The organism is Paraburkholderia sp. RL18-085-BIA-A (assembly GCF_046027075.1).
Taxonomy (GTDB): Bacteria; Pseudomonadota; Gammaproteobacteria; order Burkholderiales; family Burkholderiaceae; genus Paraburkholderia.
The window spans coordinates 1-19,068 of record NZ_JARESU010000075.1; the positions used below are offsets into that span (position 1 = coordinate 1).

Annotated in this window: 21 protein-coding genes and 2 pseudogenes; 16 read left to right on the top strand and 7 right to left on the bottom strand. The window is 59.9% G+C overall.

The annotated features are described in order from the left end of the window. Window positions 1–223: 223 nt before the first annotated feature. A complete protein-coding gene (locus tag P0D89_RS34065; protein ID WP_408361263.1) occupies window positions 224–745 on the bottom strand; it encodes a zinc-ribbon domain-containing protein in 522 nt (173 codons plus the stop codon). Between the two features lie 357 nt (window positions 746–1,102). Further along, complete coding sequence (locus P0D89_RS34070; RefSeq protein ID WP_408377816.1) at window positions 1,103–1,372, bottom strand: hypothetical protein; 270 nt, start codon at window positions 1,370–1,372, stop codon at window positions 1,103–1,105. Window positions 1,373–1,559: 187 nt separating this feature from the next. On the opposite strand from P0D89_RS34070, the gene P0D89_RS34075 reads away from it, so the two are divergent. Continuing rightward, the gene (locus P0D89_RS34075) at window positions 1,560–3,224 is read left to right on the top strand and encodes an alpha-amylase family protein (protein WP_408361265.1); all 1,665 of its coding nucleotides are present in this window, start codon (window positions 1,560–1,562) and stop codon (window positions 3,222–3,224) included. Window positions 3,225–3,825: 601 nt separating this feature from the next. Here P0D89_RS34075 and P0D89_RS34080 read toward each other — a convergent pair. Then, window positions 3,826–4,074 carry a hypothetical protein gene (locus tag P0D89_RS34080; RefSeq protein WP_408377817.1) on the bottom strand — a complete coding sequence of 83 codons (249 nt, stop codon included), beginning with the start codon at window positions 4,072–4,074 and terminating at the stop codon, window positions 3,826–3,828. 705 nt (window positions 4,075–4,779) lie between these two features. Here P0D89_RS34080 and P0D89_RS34085 point away from each other — a divergent pair. The 4 genes from P0D89_RS34085 to P0D89_RS34100 all read left to right on the top strand — a co-directional run bounded on the left by P0D89_RS34085 (window position 4,780) and on the right by P0D89_RS34100 (window position 8,617). Further along, window positions 4,780–5,166: a potassium channel family protein gene (locus tag P0D89_RS34085; protein ID WP_408361269.1), complete on the top strand. Its 387-nt coding sequence runs from the start codon at window positions 4,780–4,782 to the stop codon at window positions 5,164–5,166. A gap of 747 nt (window positions 5,167–5,913) precedes the next feature. Next, on the top strand, window positions 5,914–7,086 hold the full coding sequence (locus tag P0D89_RS34090; protein ID WP_408361271.1) for a patatin-like phospholipase family protein: 1,173 nt from the start codon (window positions 5,914–5,916) through the stop codon (window positions 7,084–7,086). After that, a complete protein-coding gene (locus P0D89_RS34095) occupies window positions 7,083–7,823 on the top strand; it encodes an acetoacetate decarboxylase (RefSeq protein ID WP_408361273.1) in 741 nt (246 codons plus the stop codon). Before P0D89_RS34090 ends, P0D89_RS34095 begins: the two co-directional genes overlap by 4 nt. Window positions 7,824–7,834: 11 nt before the next feature. Then, window positions 7,835–8,617 carry a 3-hydroxybutyrate dehydrogenase gene (locus P0D89_RS34100; protein ID WP_408361275.1) on the top strand — a complete coding sequence of 261 codons (783 nt, stop codon included), beginning with the start codon at window positions 7,835–7,837 and terminating at the stop codon, window positions 8,615–8,617. An 11-nt stretch (window positions 8,618–8,628) separates the two neighbouring features. On the opposite strand, the gene P0D89_RS34105 is transcribed toward P0D89_RS34100, so the two are convergent. Further along, window positions 8,629–8,898 carry a hypothetical protein gene (locus P0D89_RS34105; RefSeq protein WP_408361277.1) on the bottom strand — a complete coding sequence of 90 codons (270 nt, stop codon included), beginning with the start codon at window positions 8,896–8,898 and terminating at the stop codon, window positions 8,629–8,631. A 214-nt stretch (window positions 8,899–9,112) separates the two neighbouring features. Here P0D89_RS34105 and P0D89_RS34110 point away from each other — a divergent pair, with 214 nt between their 5' ends. After that, window positions 9,113–9,322, top strand: a complete 210-nt coding sequence (locus P0D89_RS34110) for a dodecin (protein WP_408361279.1) — start codon at window positions 9,113–9,115, stop codon at window positions 9,320–9,322. 225 nt (window positions 9,323–9,547) lie between these two features. Here P0D89_RS34110 and P0D89_RS34115 read toward each other — a convergent pair. Further along, window positions 9,548–9,799 (bottom strand): annotated as a pseudogene (locus P0D89_RS34115) (thiamine pyrophosphate-binding protein); the annotation flags it as partial. Window positions 9,800–9,825: 26 nt separating this feature from the next. On the opposite strand from P0D89_RS34115, the gene P0D89_RS34120 reads away from it, so the two are divergent. Beyond that, window positions 9,826–10,005 carry a hypothetical protein gene (locus P0D89_RS34120; protein WP_408361281.1) on the top strand — a complete coding sequence of 60 codons (180 nt, stop codon included), beginning with the start codon at window positions 9,826–9,828 and terminating at the stop codon, window positions 10,003–10,005. 481 nt (window positions 10,006–10,486) lie between these two features. Here P0D89_RS34120 and P0D89_RS34125 read toward each other — a convergent pair whose 3' ends face one another. Next, window positions 10,487–10,924 (bottom strand): PRC-barrel domain-containing protein, encoded by a 438-nt coding sequence (locus P0D89_RS34125; protein ID WP_408361283.1) that lies wholly within the window; start codon window positions 10,922–10,924, stop codon window positions 10,487–10,489. Between the two features lie 608 nt (window positions 10,925–11,532). On the opposite strand from P0D89_RS34125, the gene P0D89_RS34130 reads away from it, so the two are divergent. Together P0D89_RS34130 and P0D89_RS34135 are read left to right on the top strand one after the other, a co-directional pair. Then, window positions 11,533–12,162: an MlaC/ttg2D family ABC transporter substrate-binding protein gene (locus P0D89_RS34130; RefSeq protein ID WP_408361286.1), complete on the top strand. Its 630-nt coding sequence runs from the start codon at window positions 11,533–11,535 to the stop codon at window positions 12,160–12,162. Beyond that, window positions 12,138–12,259: pseudogene (locus tag P0D89_RS34135) on the top strand (IS30 family transposase); the annotation flags it as partial. The gene P0D89_RS34130 and the pseudogene P0D89_RS34135, both read left to right, overlap by 25 nt. Before the next feature lie 252 nt (window positions 12,260–12,511). On the opposite strand, the gene P0D89_RS34140 reads toward P0D89_RS34135, so the two are convergent. Continuing rightward, window positions 12,512–13,210: a hypothetical protein gene (locus tag P0D89_RS34140; RefSeq protein ID WP_408377819.1), complete on the bottom strand. Its 699-nt coding sequence runs from the start codon at window positions 13,208–13,210 to the stop codon at window positions 12,512–12,514. A 293-nt stretch (window positions 13,211–13,503) separates the two neighbouring features. Here P0D89_RS34140 and P0D89_RS34145 point away from each other — a divergent pair, with 293 nt between their 5' ends. The 7 genes from P0D89_RS34145 (at window position 13,504) to tssE (ending at window position 19,043) form a co-directional block, all read left to right on the top strand. Continuing rightward, on the top strand, window positions 13,504–14,136 hold the full coding sequence (locus P0D89_RS34145) for a superoxide dismutase (protein ID WP_408377824.1): 633 nt from the start codon (window positions 13,504–13,506) through the stop codon (window positions 14,134–14,136). 57 nt (window positions 14,137–14,193) lie between these two features. Further along, entirely contained in the window at window positions 14,194–14,697 is a 504-nt protein-coding gene (locus tag P0D89_RS34150; protein ID WP_408361290.1) for a DUF3455 domain-containing protein, read from the top strand. Window positions 14,698–14,852: 155 nt separating this feature from the next. Beyond that, entirely contained in the window at window positions 14,853–15,893 is a 1,041-nt protein-coding gene (gene tssA, locus P0D89_RS34155; RefSeq protein WP_408361292.1) for a type VI secretion system protein TssA, read from the top strand. Between the two features lie 46 nt (window positions 15,894–15,939). Continuing rightward, complete coding sequence (tssB, locus tag P0D89_RS34160; protein ID WP_408361295.1) at window positions 15,940–16,461, top strand: type VI secretion system contractile sheath small subunit; 522 nt, start codon at window positions 15,940–15,942, stop codon at window positions 16,459–16,461. Between the two features lie 10 nt (window positions 16,462–16,471). Next, complete coding sequence (gene tssC, locus P0D89_RS34165; RefSeq protein ID WP_408361297.1) at window positions 16,472–17,992, top strand: type VI secretion system contractile sheath large subunit; 1,521 nt, start codon at window positions 16,472–16,474, stop codon at window positions 17,990–17,992. 45 nt (window positions 17,993–18,037) lie between these two features. Continuing rightward, the gene (locus P0D89_RS34170; protein WP_408361299.1) at window positions 18,038–18,529 is read left to right on the top strand and encodes an Hcp family type VI secretion system effector; all 492 of its coding nucleotides are present in this window, start codon (window positions 18,038–18,040) and stop codon (window positions 18,527–18,529) included. Window positions 18,530–18,536: 7 nt separating this feature from the next. Further along, a complete protein-coding gene (gene tssE, locus P0D89_RS34175; RefSeq protein ID WP_408361300.1) occupies window positions 18,537–19,043 on the top strand; it encodes a type VI secretion system baseplate subunit TssE in 507 nt (168 codons plus the stop codon). Window positions 19,044–19,068: the final 25 nt, after the last annotated feature.

Genomic DNA, 19,068 nt, shown 5'->3' on the forward strand with positions numbered 1-19,068 from the left:
TTTCACATGGATACTCGAACCTCAACTCCGAACCAGAAAACGGATTTTCGCGCTCCGTCTACACCCGACGCGTCGTCGGGGAACACGGACTGCGGCGTCGTCGACTCAAGTCGACAACTAATCCGGATCTTCATCAGCTTTTCGTTCGCAACAGTGAACGATGACAAAGGGATACATACGGTCGAGCGGGATGATTCAATTCTCTGGTTGGATCCGGGCGTCGTCAGGGCGGCAATCTGCCTGCGGTCGCCCTGACGGCGAGAACTGTCTGGCCATCACCGGCAACGTCGCATTGGTAAATCACCGGCGTATAGACTCCGAAGTCGTTCCGGAACTCGGCCTTGTCGCCAATGTATGTGATGGGGCCGCCCGGCTCATCGGTCCAGCGAAAGCGACTGAACTTCATCTCGAAGGTGCCGCCGGTCCATTTCACGACGTGCGTCGCAAGTCGCTCGATCGGATCTTTGCAATAGATGGTGGCCGCAACGATCTCTTTGTCGCCGAGACATTGCACATCGTCCTTGCTACACGACTGGGCTTGATTTGCTGCGTCGCTGCCGTTCCTAGCGCTATTGTCCGAAGCGCAGCCCCAGGTGATCAACGCACCGACTATAAGCACCCCCAAGCCGCCCAACATCTTTCCCGCGTCGGTCTGCCGCTTTACCACAGGTGTGCCACACTTGACGCACGTCGTCGCCTTGTCGCTGACCTCGTTCCCGCAGTCCGTGCATTTGACCAATGCCACGAATTCCTCCGATCAGTTTTCTGGTCTAGTCGCAGTGCGCTACTTTCTATCGCTATAGTATGTCTCTTTCCGCCTTCCACTGAACCGCCGATCACAGCAGCGGTCATCTTTAGCATGTCGCTGAGACTAACGCCCCAAGCATTGCAGCAGCGATATGTTAGTTGACATGTGTGCCCCTTTTTCCGTCACAACTCTTTTCGCCCGTGGAGTGGCGGCCAAGGGCGAATAACACAGCCTTTCTGGATTAGAGGCAACGCGCCTGGCCGCAAGAAAATTGTTGTTCCAGTAGACGATGCATGGCCACGGGCGTCCTCCGTGGTCACAAGCCCACAGGAACGGGCGCGCGTCCAACAACACTCAGGCGTACTTGTCGGCCAGAACGTTGACATGGATGACCGCTGGTATCCAGGAAGCTGCCCTCGAGGAACGGAGGTCCGAACGACGATAGTGGGGTCGATCATCGCCCTGGCGGTCGGCGCAGACTGGCACTCCCAGATCGGCGACCACCTGGGCATCCGTCCTGAGTGCCGATGGATCGTACGAATGCATTCGCTCTTGCGCGAGGGCGTCGATCACACAGGATGCGCCGGCAAGCGCACCCGAAGCAAGCCGGGAGAACGAATTCATGACTTGGGCCTTCCGAAAAGGATAGGCATTTAATATCAGGCGCTCAACAGACCCTTCGCGAGCTGAAACGCAGCGTCCCGAAACGGAGCGCAGGTACACTGATTGCTCACGCTTTGCTGCCACAAGCTGTGTGCTGTCATCGTCTCTCCGGGCATTGCATCGAACCAGTCCACGACATTCATCGCGCATGTTAAACGACCTCTGGTACAAGAACGCGATCGTCTACTGCCTGTCGGTAGGCACTTACATGGATGCGAATGGTGACGGCGTCGGCGATTTTCAGGGCTTGATGCGCCGGCTCGATTACCTGCAGGGCCTCGGCATCACGACGCTCTGGCTGATGCCGTTTCAGCCTTCGCCGTGCCGCGACAACGGCTACGACATTTCCGACTACTACAACGTCGATCCCCGCTATGGCACCCTCGGCGACTTTGCCGAGTTCACGCACGCGTGCCGGCAACGCGGCCTGCGGGTGATGATCGATCTGGTGGTGAACCACACGTCCGATCAGCACGCGTGGTTTCGGAGCGCATGCCGCGATCCGGAGTCGCAGTATCGCGACTGGTACGTGTGGTCGAAGAAGAAGCCTGCGAACGCGACAGCCGGCATTGTGTTCCCGGGCGTGCAGAAATCCACCTGGACTTACGACAAGGAAGCGGGCCTCTGGTATTTCCACCGCTTCTACGACTTCCAGCCCGACCTGAACACGGCGAACCCGCACGTTCAGGCGGAACTGCTGAAGATCATGGGCTTCTGGATCCAGCTCGGGGTATCGGGTTTTCGTATGGACGCCGTGCCCTTCGTGATCGCGACAAAAGGCCCACAGGTGCGGCAGCCCGTCGAGCAGTACGACATGTTGCGGACCTTCCGCGAGTTCCTGCAATGGCGTAAGGGCGATGCGATCATCCTCGCCGAAGCAAACGTTCTGCCCGACACCGACATGCAGTATTTCGGCGACGAGGGCGAGCGTCTGCAGATGATGTTCAACTTCCAGGTCAATCAGGCCACGTTCTACACGATGGCGAGCGCCGACACTGCACCGCTCAGGAAGGCGCTGCGCGTAACGAAGCAGCGCCCGGCGACAGCGCAATGGGGCGTGTTCCTGCGCAATCATGACGAACTTGACCTGGGCCGTCTCACGCCGGAGCAGCGCGAGACCGTATTCGCCGCATTCGGGCCGGCGCCTGACATGCAACTTTACGAGCGTGGCATTCGCCGAAGGCTCGCGCCGATGCTCGACGGCGACCGGCGTCGCCTCGAACTCGCGTATAGCGTGATGCTCACGTCGCCAGGAACGCCGGTCTTTCGTTACGGCGACGAGATCGGCATGGGGGACGATCTACGCCTGCCGGAGCGCGAATGCGCACGCACGCCGATGCAGTGGTCGACCGAGCCGCACGGCGGATTCACGAAGCATCCCAAGCCGGTCGCACGGGTCATTTCAGGCGGCCCATATGGCTTTGAACGCGTGAACGTCGCGAGCCAGCGCCGCGATCCAGATTCGCTGCTCAACTGGATGGAACGCCTGATCCGCATGCGCCGCGAAGTGCCGGAGATCAGCTGGGGCGATTTCTCGATCCTGCGGATATCGCGTAAGGACGTGCTCGGCTTGCGCTACGACTGGCGCAATAACTCGGTGGTGTGTCTGCATAACTTCAGCGCGGCCGCGTGCACGGTCAGTTTCAAAACCGGGACAGGCGATCCAGGCGACGCGCGGCTCGTCAACCTGCTCTCGGATGAACACAGTCAGGCCGATGCAGCCGGACGGCATACAGTGGTGCTCGAGCCCTATGGCTATCGCTGGTATCGCGTGGGAGGTCTCGACTATCTGCTCAAACGTAGCGAGGTCTAGCAGGCCGTCGGTTGAGGCACACGCTGAGCGCGCATGAAGTCGACCGCCTCGCCATCACGAAGCTGGAAGTAGCCTTCCGCCATGTCGCCCGACGTGCCGCGCAACATCCCGCAGGCTGCGTCAGTGCGCGCGGCCATCGCCGGCCGATGAGATCATGAGAAGTACGTGCCCACGCCGCGATTTCCCCGACCTATGCGTCGAACGGCGACCTGATGTCGGTGCCCGCAATAAACCGGGCCAGACGATCTTGCCTTCAATCACACGGCGGGTCGGCGCACTCGCGAGCCGCCCGTCAAGGATCCGCAACACTCCTTATTTTTTGATCGAACGCGTCCACGGCGCGAAGCGGCTCCGGTGCGTTCGGAACCGCGGGACAGAAGTCGGCCGTAAACGGGCGATCATCCATGCGATTTGAACGACCATTGTGGAGCCTTAACGAAACGCCCGTAGCCCATATGCACCGGAGCGAATGTGTGCTGATGCGTCGCGAACTATTGGAGTCAGCACCGGCCAATCCTGATTCGTTGAATGACATCGATGCGGTCTGAGAACGGTGCCGTTTCGGTCTTCGTCTGCTGCATTGGCTGGCCCGCAACGCAGTTCAAGCCGCAAGCAGATAACCGGTCATCGACGGTCGTGCGATCCGGGGCGGAAATACGCACCAGCGGCCGTCGTCGTGCCGAAAGAAAAAGATTGAACGCGAGCCGCCTGGAGCCGATGCCTCGACATGGACGTAAGGCCGCTTGTCTTTCTGCATACGACCAAACTGGACTACATGGATCCGCGAGGTTGGAGCGGGGGCGAGCCACTTTTCGACCAGATAATGCAGGGATTTCTCGGTGGTGTTCATGACCCTCTCCTTCGACCGCGCCCCTCGGTCACGCTGTCGGTAACTCAAGTGCGGCGACAGGAGTACGGTGCGAAGGGGTCATCGCAGAGTAGAGCGAACAAACGATTTATGATAGTTAATGTTTTTAACAATAACGATAGACCAAACGTTATGTATATCGGGTCCAGTAACTCGGGTACTGCTAGCCGTTCCGGCCACGCATGTCTGTCAGATGCACGGAGATGGTCAAGCCGCACGCAGTCTGAGCGCTCGCAGCCTCGCCGTGAGAACCAAGTTAGTACTCTCTCGAAGCATGAGCGGCCTTTCGGCGATAACCACTCCATTACCGCGGAAACCGTCAACTCGGCTGCCGCCGACTTGGGTTGGTTTAGTGCTGGCCATATACATGCGCACGGCGCTGGAGAGTATTGCTGCGGTGCCGAAGCGCTTGTGCGCGACGCAGGCTGCCTGGTCTCATCAGGCTGAAGGCGGCCAGCTATGGCTGTTCGAAGAAATGATGCGATGGCTTGCTTGCCAACACGAGACAGTCGCGATGCCGCCAGGAGCTATCGCGTTGATTTGCATGGAACGCAAACTGATTGCGCTCTCGCTCGCCGGAACCTTGTCATACTCGGCGTGGAGAATTATTCAGAATCGACCTCGTAGTAGTATCGATTTTTGGCTTCGGAAAAAAAGAGAGGCCGGAAAATCTGTAAGGTTCATGACATGGATAATGCCGCCAAAGACGCTGTTGACGCCCGAATTCAGCCGCACCAAGCAATTGCCGAGTTTGCCAGGGTCCTCTGGCACCTGCGCGCAATTCTGGCGATGCTGCTGATAGTTTTCCTCATTTTGTCGGTCGCCATGTATTACGTTGGGGGGGCCGTCGATGCAGCCACGCGCACACAATCATCCCTAGGTCAAACTTTTTACTTTTGCGCGGTCACGGCGCTGACCATCGGCTTCGGCGACGTGGTACCGACCACCACGCTTGGTCGAATCGTCGCGATTTTGCTTGGATTTCAGGGCGTGTTGATAGTAGGTGTGGTAACTGGTTCCGCTGTTTATGCTATCCAGGTGGCTGCGCAACGGGCCGGTCTACTACCCCGCTAGGCGCGGATGACCGCTGATCTCCAGTAAGCAGCCGTTGATGTTGGTGACTCAAACGTCCGCAGCCCAATTCGGACGATCCCGGTGGGCGGGGCCCGCCTGCGACTTTTCTGTTGCATTTCGCATTCGGCTTCTGTCGTAGCATTCGCTCGCTCCTGAGCATTGCTCTGCACTCCGCCTCTTCGGATCTAGCGGGTCGCCTCGCCGTCAGTTCTGTTTGACGAAACCAGAATTGACTACAGGTTTATGTAATAGCCGCCCATGGCTCCAATGCATACCATCAATGCAAAGGTAGGACACTGAAGCTCCCCTGGAGTTATCCGTGGCGCGTTGGGACGGATGTCGACACGCTGAAACGCGATTGAGCTTAGCTGTCTTCCCCGTTTAGAGGCGGGTACGGGTGTCATACGCGCGGGCACCGCGTTACCCATCCTCGATCACCCTTTAGAACTCAAGCCGAGCCTTCTTCTGAGGTAAGCCGTTTCCGTTCATGCAGCAGGGCGCTTGCTGGTCGAGCGTCCGTCGAGGTGACTCACGATGGAATCGAAGGCACTTGAACTGTCTTGGGCTTTAGTTTGCCTTCAGTGTGTCATTCCACTCATTCCGATCCAAGCGGATAGTCCTGGTTAGTCTTCCGGGGGAGGGTTCGCGCGGAGACGCGCTCTTGAATTGTCGTCTGCAACATGAGGAGCATGTGAAATGAAACACCTGAGGCTGCGATTCCGATCAACTGACCGCGGGTAAAGCGCGATGAAAACCAGAACGAGCACGCCGTCTTCGAAGGTAGCTATAAACGTAGGCAAGTTCGACCATACGGTCCTCGTGTTGCAGGGTGGCGGCGCGCTCGGCGCGTACCAGGCGGGCGTGTACGCAGGCCTGGCCGAAGTCGGACTCGCACCCGACTGGATTGCCGGCGTGTCGATCGGGGCGATCAACGCGGCGCTGATCGCAGGCAATCCGCCGGAGCGCGGCGTCGAACGGCTGCGTGAATTCTGGGAACGAATGTCAGCGCAGGCGTCGTTCATGCCGCCGGCGTCGCTTGACCCCATGCGGCCACTATTCAACGTCATGAGTGCGGCGTCAGCGGTCACTTTCGGCGTCCCGGGCTTTTTCGTGCCACGCATGCCGCCGCCGTTCATGGCTGCCGACGGCAGCATGGCCGCGTTGAGCTACTACGACACCAAGCCGCTCAGGACAACGCTCGAGGAGCTGGTCGATTTCGATCGGATCAACCGCAAGGAGGTGCGCCTCTCGCTTGGCGCGGTCAGTGTGCGCACCGGTAATTCCGTGTATTTCGACAACTGGAAGATGCGGATCGGCCCCGAACATGTGCTGGCGAGCGGTGCGCTGCCGCCGGGCTTCCCGCCCGTGGAAGTTGACGGCGAACTGTACTGGGACGGCGGCATCGTATCCAATTCGCCGCTGTGGTACGTGGCCGATGAGGATTACAGAATGAGCGCGTTGATTCTGCAGGTCGATGTGTTCAGCGGCGCAGGCGAGTTACCGCGGAACCTGCAGCAGGTGGCAGAGCGCGCGAAGGACATTCAGTATGCGAGCAAGACGCGCTTTAACTCGACTCGCATTAGGGAGCACGAGGAGTTGCGCGCATCACTGCGGCGCGTGCTTGACAAGCTACCACCGGAGATCCGGTCCGATCCCGACGTGCAGCAACTCGCGGCGGTAAGCACTCGGGGGGCGATCGCGCTGGTGCACTTCATCAACCGCCACAACACGCGATCTTCCGACTTCAAGGACTACGAGTTCTCGCGGGCGACCGTGACGGAGCTATGGGAAGGCGGGCATAGCGATGTACGCCGCTCGATTGCCCATCCGCAATGGGGCACTGCGATGGAGCTGGCCCATGGTATTCGCGTCTACGACCTCACCCCTTTAAACACTGTGCAACAGGAGCACACACCATGACCGAAGCCGACGTGAAAGAGCGCGCGTTTGCGATGCCGCTCACGAGTCCCGCGTTTCCGCCGGGTCCGTATCGTTTCGTCGATCGCGAGTTCCTCACCATTACCTATCGGACCGATCCGGACGCATTAGCCGAAGTGATACCCGCCCCGCTGGAGATGACGGATCCCATCGTCAAACTCGAATTTATCCGGATGCCCGATTCGACCGGCTTTGGCGATTACACGGAAAGCGGGCAAGTGATTCCGGTCCGATTCAAGGGACAGTCGGGCAGCTACGTGCACGCGATGTTCCTCGATGACGAAGCGCCGATCGCGGGTGGACGCGAGATCTGGGGCTTTCCCAAGAAACTTGCCTCGCCCGAGTTGCGCGTCGAGAAGGACACGATCGGCGGCATCCTGAGGTACGGCCCGGTCCCGATCGCGCTGGCGACGATGGGTTACAAGCACCGGCCGCTGCCACACGACAAGATCCTCGAGTCGCTATCGATGCCGAACTTTCTGCTCAAGATCATTCCTCACGTGGATGGCACCGCACGCATCTGTGAACTGGTGAGCTACTACTGTGAAAACATCACGATAAAAGGCGCCTGGGAGGGCCCCGCTGCGCTGGAACTGTTCCATCATGCGCTCGCGCCCGTCGCGTCGCTGCCGGTGCGCGAAGTGATTTCCGGTGTGCACATTTTGACGGATCTGACGCTCGGGTTGGGCACTGTCGTCCATGACTATCTTGCCAAGTGAGGAGAGCCAACATGAAACTGCAAGGCAAGTCCGCCATTATCACGGGCGCGGCCAGCGGCATCGGCAAGGAAATCGCCATTACCTACGCACGCGAAGGCGCGAAAGTCGCGATCGCCGACCTTAACCTCGATGCCGCTAACGCGACAGCCGACGAAATCCGTGCCGCGGGCGGTCAGGCGCTCGGCGTCGCCATGGATGTGGCCAACGAGGACGCGGTTAATGCTGGCGTGGCGGCAGCGTTCGCGGCGTTCGGCGGCGTCGATATTCTAGTGAGCAATGCCGGTATCCAGATTGTGCATCCGATCGAGGAATTCGCCTTCGCCGACTGGCAGAAGATGCTCGCGATCCATCTCAACGGAGCCTTCCTCACGACGCGTGCCTGTCTGCGGCACATGTACCAGTCCGGGCGCGGCGGCAGCATCATCTACATTGGGTCGGTGCACTCGAAGGAGGCCTCGCTGCTCAAGGCGCCGTACGTGACCGCCAAGCACGGCCTGATCGGCCTGTCGAAGGTGGTCGCCAAGGAGGGAGCGAAGCACGGCGTGCGCACCAACGTGATCTGTCCGGGCTTTGTGCGCACCCCGCTGGTCGATAAGCAGATTCCGGAGCAGGCGAAGGCGCTGGGCATTTCGGAGGCCGACGTCATCAAGAACGTGATGCTCAAGGAGACCGTCGATGGTGAGTTCACGACGGTACAGGACGTAGCGGAAGCTGCGCTTTTCTTCGCGTCGTTTCCATCCAACGCGCTCACGGGCCAGTCGCTGATTGTGAGCCATGGATGGTTCATGGAATAACCAGGCTCTGGTCACATTTCTATCAATGGCCCGATGGCAGGCGCCGGCGATCCGTGGACGAGATAGCTGCGGGCAAGCTCGTCGTAGCGGGTGGAAATACGACGAAAATGCTTGATCCGATTAGAAAGCCGCTTGATCACATTGCACGTACGATACGAGCCGCGGCGCTCAGTGCGGCGCCGTGCGGTTGTCGCTGGCATCGGCACGAAGATCCGCAACCGCACGTTCCGCGCGAGGGGGATCACCGCCTGACTTAAGAAATGGTGGCACGCCAGATGCAATGGAAGGCTCCCAACGAAGCCGAACTGAAACGCCAGCGCCCGTCTAACCGAGTGCACAAAATTCCAGCTTTACCGTCGCACTTCGATGTCCGTAATTTGTTGACACGCGTGCGCTCGCGCGATCGCGAAAGCAGCAGCAAGCCGCGGCGTACGTCATGCCTGGATATGGCACATCGCGATGCCACGTAATCCGTTTCAAACCAAGGAGAACCCGATGTCGGAACACGTATACAAACTGATCGAACTCACCGGCTCGTCGACGCAATCGAGCGACGACGCTGTGCGAGTGGCGCTAAGCAAAGCGGCCAAGACCCTGCGCAACATGCACTGGTTCGAAGTGACGGAGTCACGCGGACACATTGAGGAGGGCGAGGTCATGCACTGGCAGGTTACGCTAAAGGTCGGGCTGCGCCTGGAGGACTGAGGGGCGTCCGGTAGTCCCGAGCGCTGCGAATTTGCCGCGTTCGGGTGAAGCGTGGCCTTCAAGATGGCGCAATACGCCGCTACCTTTTCGGCGCCCGTGGCGCTCAAAAAAACCAGCGAGAAGGTCGATTGATTGTATTCATCGACGAAACCAGCATCAGTAAGCCGCCCCCATGAGTTCGAACTTAAACGAACTGCATTTCACGGCTCGCACCAAACTCAAAAGCGCACAGCACCGCGCAGGAACACCGCTCCGATGGTAGTCGAATAACCCGTTGATAAGGTGCAGATTCCCCGGACCGCACTTCCCACAGCAGACTGCGAATTGCCCCGTGAGATGAGCCTCGGCGCCAGCGGCGAAAGCCGCGCTTTCCGCATGCCGCATGTAAACCCATACAGTCGAACGATCCCGGCGCTGGGAAACCGTGAATCCATTAAGCGAATCCCGCACCACACCGTACACACGCTTCGCTCCCGCATTTACTTGAAGTCACGACACCGAGGTTGACGAACGAGATCGATGGCCCCCCTCAATGTCGTGGCGATTACACCATTTTTCGTCGCCAGAATCCGTGGCAGTTTGAAGTAGGCGCGATTCGTTGGATGACAGCGATCGTCAAGAACCTGGCTATTCAGCCAATTCAGCCGTTCGCTGTCCGCATTGGTGGCATGGGCCTCGAATAGCTGCCTGCGAAGCAGTTCGATCTCGCTGGCAGCTTGACGAAGGGTACCCGCCGCCTAACCCGTCACGACTTCCGCCAGTGCTCTTAGATGTTCATGATCAACAGACATCGCCAGTTCTCTCATGTACATGCAATACTTCCAGGCCTTCGTCGCCGACCAGGGAGATGATGTCGGGGCGTGCGTTTCATTGCCAGCCGCGTTCGAACATTGGTACCCGTCGCGAATTGGGGCTTTGACGCGTCCATGCTTTCGGTCCTCCCTGTATCGCTCCAGATGCTCGTATAGGGATGAGCCGTGCGTCGGTATGAGGCCATTTATCAGCGGCGGTACGGCAAAGGGAAAGGAGATCTCTACCGAGGTGAAGAGAACAGCGCTTTTGGGGGCCACTGGTCCGCCGGAAGAGCGTGCCGCTCCGGTTCATTGCGATATAGAAGCGGACTCCGGCAGCTACTTTCCGGCCTGACATCGGCACCGGCAGATGTCACTGATGCTGGTATGCATCTCGTGGCTTCGGTATCGCAGGTAGTTTCGCGTATTGAAACGCGGGCATTGCTTTGAGTGCGTCACGCGTCGCCCCGCGCAAAACGAGCTTGCCATCGATGAAATCCAGTTGATCGACGGGAACCGCCACATCGTGACGAGGTATTCCAATGAATCCCCGTGCGTCGATAATGGCATACGAAACCGACTTGTCCGGCGCAACGACGATATCGTAGACCGTGCCTACCTTTTCGCCATCCTCGTTGAATACGGGCTTGCGGAGGATCGAACGCTTGATGCTCCACCCAGAGACGATAGCATCCGCTTCCGTAACCGTTATTCCGATCGGCTGCTGGCCCACCACCTGCGCCGATGCTGCCTGCGCGGTAGCAGCGGCACAAGCGGCAAGGAAAACAGACATTAGCGCTTTTGAAACCATGTTATTTCTCCAAGACGAGTTGCTGAATCGGTTGCTGTGAATTGCCCGGCTGGACGTTCATCCGGCCCGCGGTTACATCGAGGTCCGCAGTGCAATTACCAAGGCATAGTGACTGAATTGAACGGTTCATAGTGCCAGGTTCTTGATGATAGTTGGCGGGGCGAAGGGCGGCTATTACATGAATCTGGAATCAGCCGCGAGGCTATCTGCGCTCGACGCATGTTGAGCAACGAGGACAGGCACCTGGACGTGCCTCGGATTACATAAACATGCAATGTTTTGGCCGAGCACAACGTTATATGTTGTTTCTGTGGGCGCTTGATCAAAGCGCCGCAATAGCTGGCCAAAAGCGCGTATCACCGCCTCCGAAGATGCCGTCTGTGTGGACGGTATGGTGGGTAATTGAATGCGCGGCGGTAGTCATGTGGCATCGCGCCGCGCGTGCCGGCGAAGCTCAACGGAGAACATGCCTGTGACAACTGCGGCGGCGTCGATTGCGCGCTGTGCGATGCGAGGCTTTCATTTTGAGGCAAAAATTAGATGGGTCGGGCTCAGAGGACGATGCCTGTTTAGCGTCGCATTAACGCATTCAAACAGGGTTCACAGATATGAAGAGATTATTTTTCATCCCCATTTTGTCGGCATTGTTCGCGTTTGCCGGTGCGGTCTTCGCGCAGGCCGACGATCAGTCGGATCCGCAGGCGCTGATCAAGACCGCGACGCAGCAGGTGCTCGACGAGGTGCGCACCCGGGCGATCGAGCCGGACGATATCCCCCGCATCATGGATATCGTGAACAGGGACATTCTTCCTTACACCGATTTTCGCCGCACCACCTCGCTCGCGATGGGCCGCTACTGGAGGACGGCGACGCAGGCGCAGCAGCAGCAGGTGGTCGAACAGTTCAAGATTCTCCTGATCCACACGTATTCGGGCGCGATTGGTCAGCTCCGTCCAGACCAACGGATCGACTACCCGCCGATACACATCGCTCCAACCGATACGGACGTGGTGGTGCGCACGATCGCAACCAGGAACGGCGAGCCAGCGGAGATCGACTATCGGCTGTATAAGACCCCCCAAGGCTGGCGCTTATATGACCTGAACGTGCTCGGTGTTTGGCTGATCCAGACATATCGCCAGCAGTTCAGCGACAAGATCCAGCAAAGCGGCGTGGACGGCCTGATCCAGTTTTTCAATGAGCGCAACGAGCAGCTGGCCTCGGACAAGCGCAACTGAACCCGTTGCAAGACGATTGAACGAGCGTCCGGGAAAGACGCTGGACTACGAAGCGCCAGCCGAACTATTCCAGAAAACTATTGCATCGACCGGTTGAATCCGCCCCTTTCAACGGCCGTGAGCGACAGCCACAGGCTTCAGAAGTCCACATCCGCTTGACGTTGGAGTACGGACTTTTTTGTGCGCCCACAATCGGTGCGGACGCACAAAAAGGGCCGTAGTTCGATGCCTTGTGGTCCACGCAGCAGTCCACGCAGCAATATGGTGGACGCTATCCGAAGGCGGGAGCTGATCCGCGAACGCGGTGCCAACTTCGGGCCAGCCCCGGTCGAAAACGGCGGCCAGCGGATCAGCGAGCGCCCGTCGCCAACTGGAAGCGCCACCGGTCGAGATTCTGCGGATGGTCCACCGTCGCTTTCTGTATCTCGCCTCGAATCAGGTGGCAGATGGTGAGCTGTCCCTTGAACGTCTCCAGTATTTGCACGAGCCTCACGCGCTCCGCGTGGCCTGAAAATCCCAAATCGAAATAGATGACGCGGCGCCGCGTGTCCCCGGTCACGAGACTGTCGCCACCGCCGCCGCCCGAACCGCCGGCGATCCCCATCGCCGGCACGTCGCGAATCGCCAACTTCCATGAGAAGCCGTTCTCCGCAATCCACTCCCTCGCATCTTCGTCGCTTTTTATCGCCTGGAGCGCGGCGGGCGGATGGTTGGTTGGGTCCGTCGCCATCAGATACCGGTACGAATGCCAGATCCTGAACGTGTTCGAGGTCGGCTTGAACGCATACATGTCCTTCTCGACTTCGTCGACGAACACCCATTGCTGCGCCAAATGGTCGTACCGGAACCATTCGATGCGCTCGTTCCATTGCAGCACCGGGCTGTCGATGTCCGTACCCGAGAGCATGCCAAACCTGCGTGGCTTCACGTTGATGCGAAAACTCAGATCGAAGTGATGGCCGGCAGGTTCCGTCGAAAGGCGGCCTCCGACCGTCGTAATTCTCTCGTAGGGAATCGACAAGTTTTCGATGGTCATTTTTGCTTTCATCGCATCTCCGGTTTGCGCTCCCTTCATGCGCAAAGAACAACCGGGCAGCGCTTCTTATTCCTTCCGCAACCGCGCGGGAGATTTCAAACGATGTGGAATAGCCCGCGATGACGAAGTGTTGTGTCAGCAGCCAGGGCGAACCAGTCGCCCAGACCAGAATAGGGTCAGACATGCTCAACTCATTCATTTCCCGGCGGCGTCTGTTGGCGGCGGGGTCCAAGGTTTCATTCAGTGTGCTGGTTTCGAAGATTGCGTACGGCGCGAGCGATCTCGACGCCGAGCCGGCCCCAAGCGTGGCGACGAGCGTCGTCCCGGCATTTCTCGGCTCGTCGCCCCAAACGCTGCCGCCATTGCCATGGGCCGAAAATGCGCTCGAACCGACCATTTCGGCGCGCACCATCGGCATTCATCATGGCAAGCACCACCGAGCCTATTTCGACAATCTGCACAAGCTCCTTGCTGGCACGCCGCTCGAAAACGCCTCGCTCGAGCAGATCATCATGCAGTCGCATGACCAGCTCGCGTTAGCGGACGTCTTCAACAACGCCGCGCAAGCATGGAACCATAACTTCTACTGGAATTCGCTGAGCCCGGCGCCGAGTGAGCCGAGCGAGAAGCTTCAGGCGGCGATCGCCAGCAAGTTCGGTTCCGTCGATGGGCTCGCGAGGACGCTCGCCGCGACGTCGGCATCGCAGTTCGGCAGCGGTTGGGGATGGCTTGTGCTCGATCGCGGGGGACTCGCGGTCGTCAAGACGAGCAACGCGGAAACGCCGTTTACGCGCGGACTCGTGCCTCTGCTGACCGTCGATGTATGGGAGCACGCGTACTATCTGGACTATCAGAACCGTAGGCCGGACTATCTGGCCGCGATGGTGTCGCGTCACCTGAACTGGGCGTTCGCCTCGGCCAATCTCGACCGTGTCTGAAGAGGGGCGCGGGCGGATGCAGGCTTTCATCGTATCGGGTCAAAAGGGAGTATCGCCATGATTCGCTTATCACTCCGGATGCGCAATTCGATCAGCGCCGGATGGCTGTTGGCAGTAGTCGGCACGTCGGCCGGCGCCGCGACGATCGACCCGCCCGATGCGCGGGCGCTCCTGAGCGCGACCGCATCCGGCGTCCAGATTTACGCGTGCGAATACGATGCGAATCACACGCTTGGCTGGGTGTTCCGCAGTCCGCGCGCTACCTTGTTCGATACACACGGGACCGCGGTGATCGAGCATTCGGCGGGACCCTCCTGGGAAGCCCCGGACGGCAGCCGGATCGTGGGCCATGTGCTCGCGCAGATGCCGGGTGAAACGCCGGACAGCTTGCCGAACCTGCTGCTGGAAACACGTTCGACGGGCGCGAAGGGAATGTTGAGCGAGGTGCGCTACGTGCAACGCACGAGGGCCACTGGCGGCACCGCGCCAACAGCGACTTGCACGGTCGAACATGCGAGTGGCAGCTCGCCGTACATCGCCACCTATAAATTTTTCAAGTAGCAGGCGCCGGAAGATATCTCCTTGCGTCTCGTGATCAGGCTAATTAATTCGGATAACTACATTTATAAAGTGATGGAATATCGAAAGCCTTCGCGTGTTGTCTTAAGCAAGAGATAAATGAAGCGATTGCCCGAGTTCCATACGCAATGCAGACCATGAAAACTGAATTCATCGCTCATCAGGATTGGACGAGATGGCTGGACGCGCTGTCGGATGAAGCACCGTGCGGACCCGATCTCGAATACGACGCGCGATTCCGCGAACTCGAGGAAGCCGTCAGCGGACGCCCCGAAGCGGAATACGGCGACACGCTCGTCGCCGCCGTCCCGCCCGACTGGGAAGCGGCGGAGGCCTTGTGCGTCGAGTTGATGGCGCGCACGCGAGACCTGCGCGTCGTCGCGTGGCTTGCGCGAGCGCGGCTTGCTCGCGAGGGAATTGCCGGGCTCGCGGACGGCCTCGCCCTCGCCGCGACGCTGCTCGATCGCAACTGGGACCACGTGCATCCGCAGCTCGATGCGGGCGACGGCAACGATCCGACCGTGCGGATCAACGCACTCGCCGCATTCGTGGATGCGACCGGTCTGCTCGCCGGTCTCATGGATTCCCGGCTCGTGCCGCATGCCGTGCCTGTCACCTTGCGCGAGTGGTCGTATGCGAACGGCGAGTCCGTTGCCCCCGGCGGGCGCGTGGTCACGAGCCTCGCGGAGATCGAAGCGGCCACCGCTTCGGCCCCCGAAGAAGCGATGCGCGCGAAGGCAGCATGCGACAAGGCGCTCGCCAACGCCGAGTTGCTCGAAACGGTGTTGACGCAGCGCGTGGGGGTGACGCAGGCACTCGAACTGCACGCGCTCAAGACCATGCTTCGCCGTGCGGGAGCACTGCTGAGCGAATGCCTGAAGAAGCAGGGCGTCGCGCCGGACGTGCCCGCACCGGCGCTCGATCGCGTTATCGAAGCGCGCCCTATGGCGGCGCGTGACGTCATCTCGAGCCGCGCCGACGTCGCCGCGACGCTGGACCGTCTGTGCGCGTATTACGCCGCGCACGAGCCCGCGAGCCCCGTGCCTCTGCTTCTTGTACGCGCGCGCGGGCTGATCGACAAGTCGTTCGTCGATCTGCTCAAGGAACTCGCGCCGGAGGGACTCGCGCAATTGACTCAGGTGATCGGAACGAGGGCCGCTGGTTTGTCGGCCAACTGATTCGATCGCGCGGTATCACATCGTTTTCACCGAGGAGGATTGCAGCATGGCCAAGGAAAGCAGTCAGAAGTTTATTGCGCGCAATCGCGCGCCGCGCGTGCAGATCGAATACGACGTCGAAGTCTATGGCTCGGAGAAGAAGGTCAACCTTCCTTTCGTCATGGGCGTGCTGTCGGACTTGTCGGGTCAGCCGCAAGAGCCGCTGTCACCGGTTGCCGAGCGCAAGTTCGTCGAGATCGATATCGACAACTTCGACGAACGGCTGCGCTCGATGAAGCCGCGTGTCGCAATGCACGTCGAGAACACGCTGACGGGTGAGGGAAAGATGGGCGTCGACATGACCTTCGAGAGCATGGACGACTTCTCGCCGGCTGCGATCGCCCGCAAGGTCGAGCCGCTTGCGAAGCTGCTCGAGGCGCGCAGCCAGCTTCAGAACCTGCTCACCTACATGGATGGCAAGACCGACGCCGAGAAGCTCGTCGGCCAGCTGCTCGAAGACCCCGCGCTGTTGAGCGCGCTCGCTGCCCAGCCGAAGCCGCAAACGGGCGAAACCGACGATTCGGAATAAAGGAGCCACGATGGCAGACGACACCAACCTGGAGCAATCCACGAACGCGCAGCAGCCGGCCGGGCAGCAGTTCGACGACGCCAGTTCATCCGGCGAATTTCAACAGCTGCTGCAAAAGGCGTTTCGCCCACGCACCGACAAGGCTCGCGAGGCCGTCGAGAACGCAGTGCGCACTCTCGCGGAGCAGGCATTGCTCGACACGCGGTTGGTGTCGGACGATGCGCTTGCGAGCATCGAATCGCTGATAGCGAAGATCGATGAAAAGCTCAGCGCGCAGATCAACGTGATCCTCCACACCGAGGAATTCCAGAAGCTGGAGAGCGCATGGCGCGGCCTGCACTATCTGGTGACGAACACGGAAAGCGACGAAACCCTGAAGTTGCGGGTGATGAACATCTCGAAGGTCGATCTGCATCGCTCGTTGCGCAAATACAAAGGCGTGGCGTGGGATCAGAGCCCGCTCTTCAAGAAGCTCTACGAAGAGGAGTACGGCCAGTTCGGCGGCGAGCCGTACGGCGCGCTGGTCGCGGACTACTATTTCGACAACAGTGCCCCCGATGTCGATTTCCTGACCCAGATGGGCAAGATTTCCGCGGCGGCGCATGCGCCGTTCATCGCGGGCGCGGACCCCGCGGTGATGCTGATGGATTCATGGCAGGAACTCGCCAATCCGCGCGATCTGACGAAGATATTCCAGACGCCCGAGCACGCCGCGTGGCGCTCGCTGCGCGACTCCGAAGATTCGCGCTACATCGGCCTCGCCATGCCGCGCTTTCTCGCGCGCTTGCCGTATGGAGCAAAGACCAGTCCGGTCGAGGAATTCGACTTCGAGGAAGACACCGCGGGCTCCGATGCGTCAAGGTACGCGTGGTCGAATGCCGCGTATGCGATGGCGGTCAACATCAACCGCTCTTTCAAGATCTATGGCTGGTGCTCGCGCATTCGCGGCATCGAGTCGGGCGGGGCGGTGGAGAACTTGCCGGTGCATGCATTCCCCACCGATGACGGCGGCGTCGACATGAAATGCCCGACCGAAATAGCAATCAGCGACCGGCGCGAAGCTGAGCTGGCGAAGAATGGGTTCATGCCGCTCATTCACAAGAAGAACTCGGATTTTGCGGCCTTCATCGGCGCGCAGTCGCTGAACAGGCCGATCGAATATGAAGATCCGGATGCGACCGCAAACGCGAATCTGGCCGCGAGATTGCCTTACCTCTTCGCGTGCAGCCGTTTCGCGCATTACCTCAAATGCATCGCGCGCGACAAGGTCGGCAGCTTCAAGGAAAAAGACGACATGCAGCGCTGGTTGCAGGACTGGATTCTTCAGTACGTCGACGGCGACCCCGCGAACTCGTCCGAAGAGACCAAGGCCCGTCGTCCGCTCGCGGCGGCGGAAGTCGTGGTCGAGGAAGTCGAAGGCAATCCGGGTTACTACACGGCGAAATTCTTTCTGCGTCCGCACTATCAGCTCGAAGGGCTGACCGTGTCGTTGCGGCTCGTCTCGAAGCTGCCGTCGGCGAAGGCCGCCTGACGCGCACGATTTTCTCCACCACAGTTATCTACATAGGGATACATCATGGCAGTCGATATTTTTCTGGACCTGGGCACCGTCAAGGGCGAATCGCTCGATTCCACTCATAAGGACGAAATCGACGTGCTCTCATGGAGCTGGGGTCTGTCCCAGTCGGGCACGATGCATCTGGGCACGGGTGGCGGAGGCGGCAAGGTGGCGGTCCACGATCTGTCGATCACCAAGTACACCGATCGGGCCACGCCGTCGATCATCACGGCCTGTTCGACCGGCAAGCATTTCCCAACCGGCAAGCTCACAGTGCGCAAAGCCGGCGGCACGAAGCCGCTCGAGTACTACACGATCGAAATGGACAAGGTTTTGGTGACGAACTATTCGACCGGCGGATCGGATGGCGAGGACCGCTTCACCGAAACTGTGACGCTCAATTTCGAGAAGTTCCACGTGACTTATCAGCAGCAGGACCCGACTTCGGGCTCGGCGCTCGGCGGTGTCGTCGAGAGCAAGTGGAACATCCCGGCGAACGCGACGGCGTGAGCGAACCATGCGCCTGAAAAATGCCGAACGTGTTCAGCCTTCCTTGCTGGAGAGGCTGACCGACCACGAGCCCGACGCCACGCGCGAAGTGCGCGAGCACCGGTCGAGTTCGGCGCGCTCGCTGCGCGAGAGCGTCATGCGGGATCTCGGCTGGCTGCTCAATGCGCAGGGAATCGCGTCGTCGCAGGATGTCGCGCCCTATCGGGGCGTCGCGGAGTCGGTGCTGAATTTCGGCTTTTCCGACCTCGCGGGCAAGAGCGCATCGAATGTCGATGTCGGTCGGATCGAACGCCTGATGGCCGACTCGATCCGCGCGTTCGAGCCACGCATTCTGCCAGGCACGCTGCGCGTGCGTGCGATCCAGGCGGGCGAAACGAGCGGCCAGCACAACGCGATCACGTTCATTGTCGAAGGCGATCTTCATGCGCATCCCGTGCCGGAGCGCCTCTATCTACGCACGGAACTCGATCTCGAAGCGGGCAAGGTCGAGGTCTCGGAAGGGGCGCGCGCGTGACGAAGCCAGCGAGTCGTTGCATCGA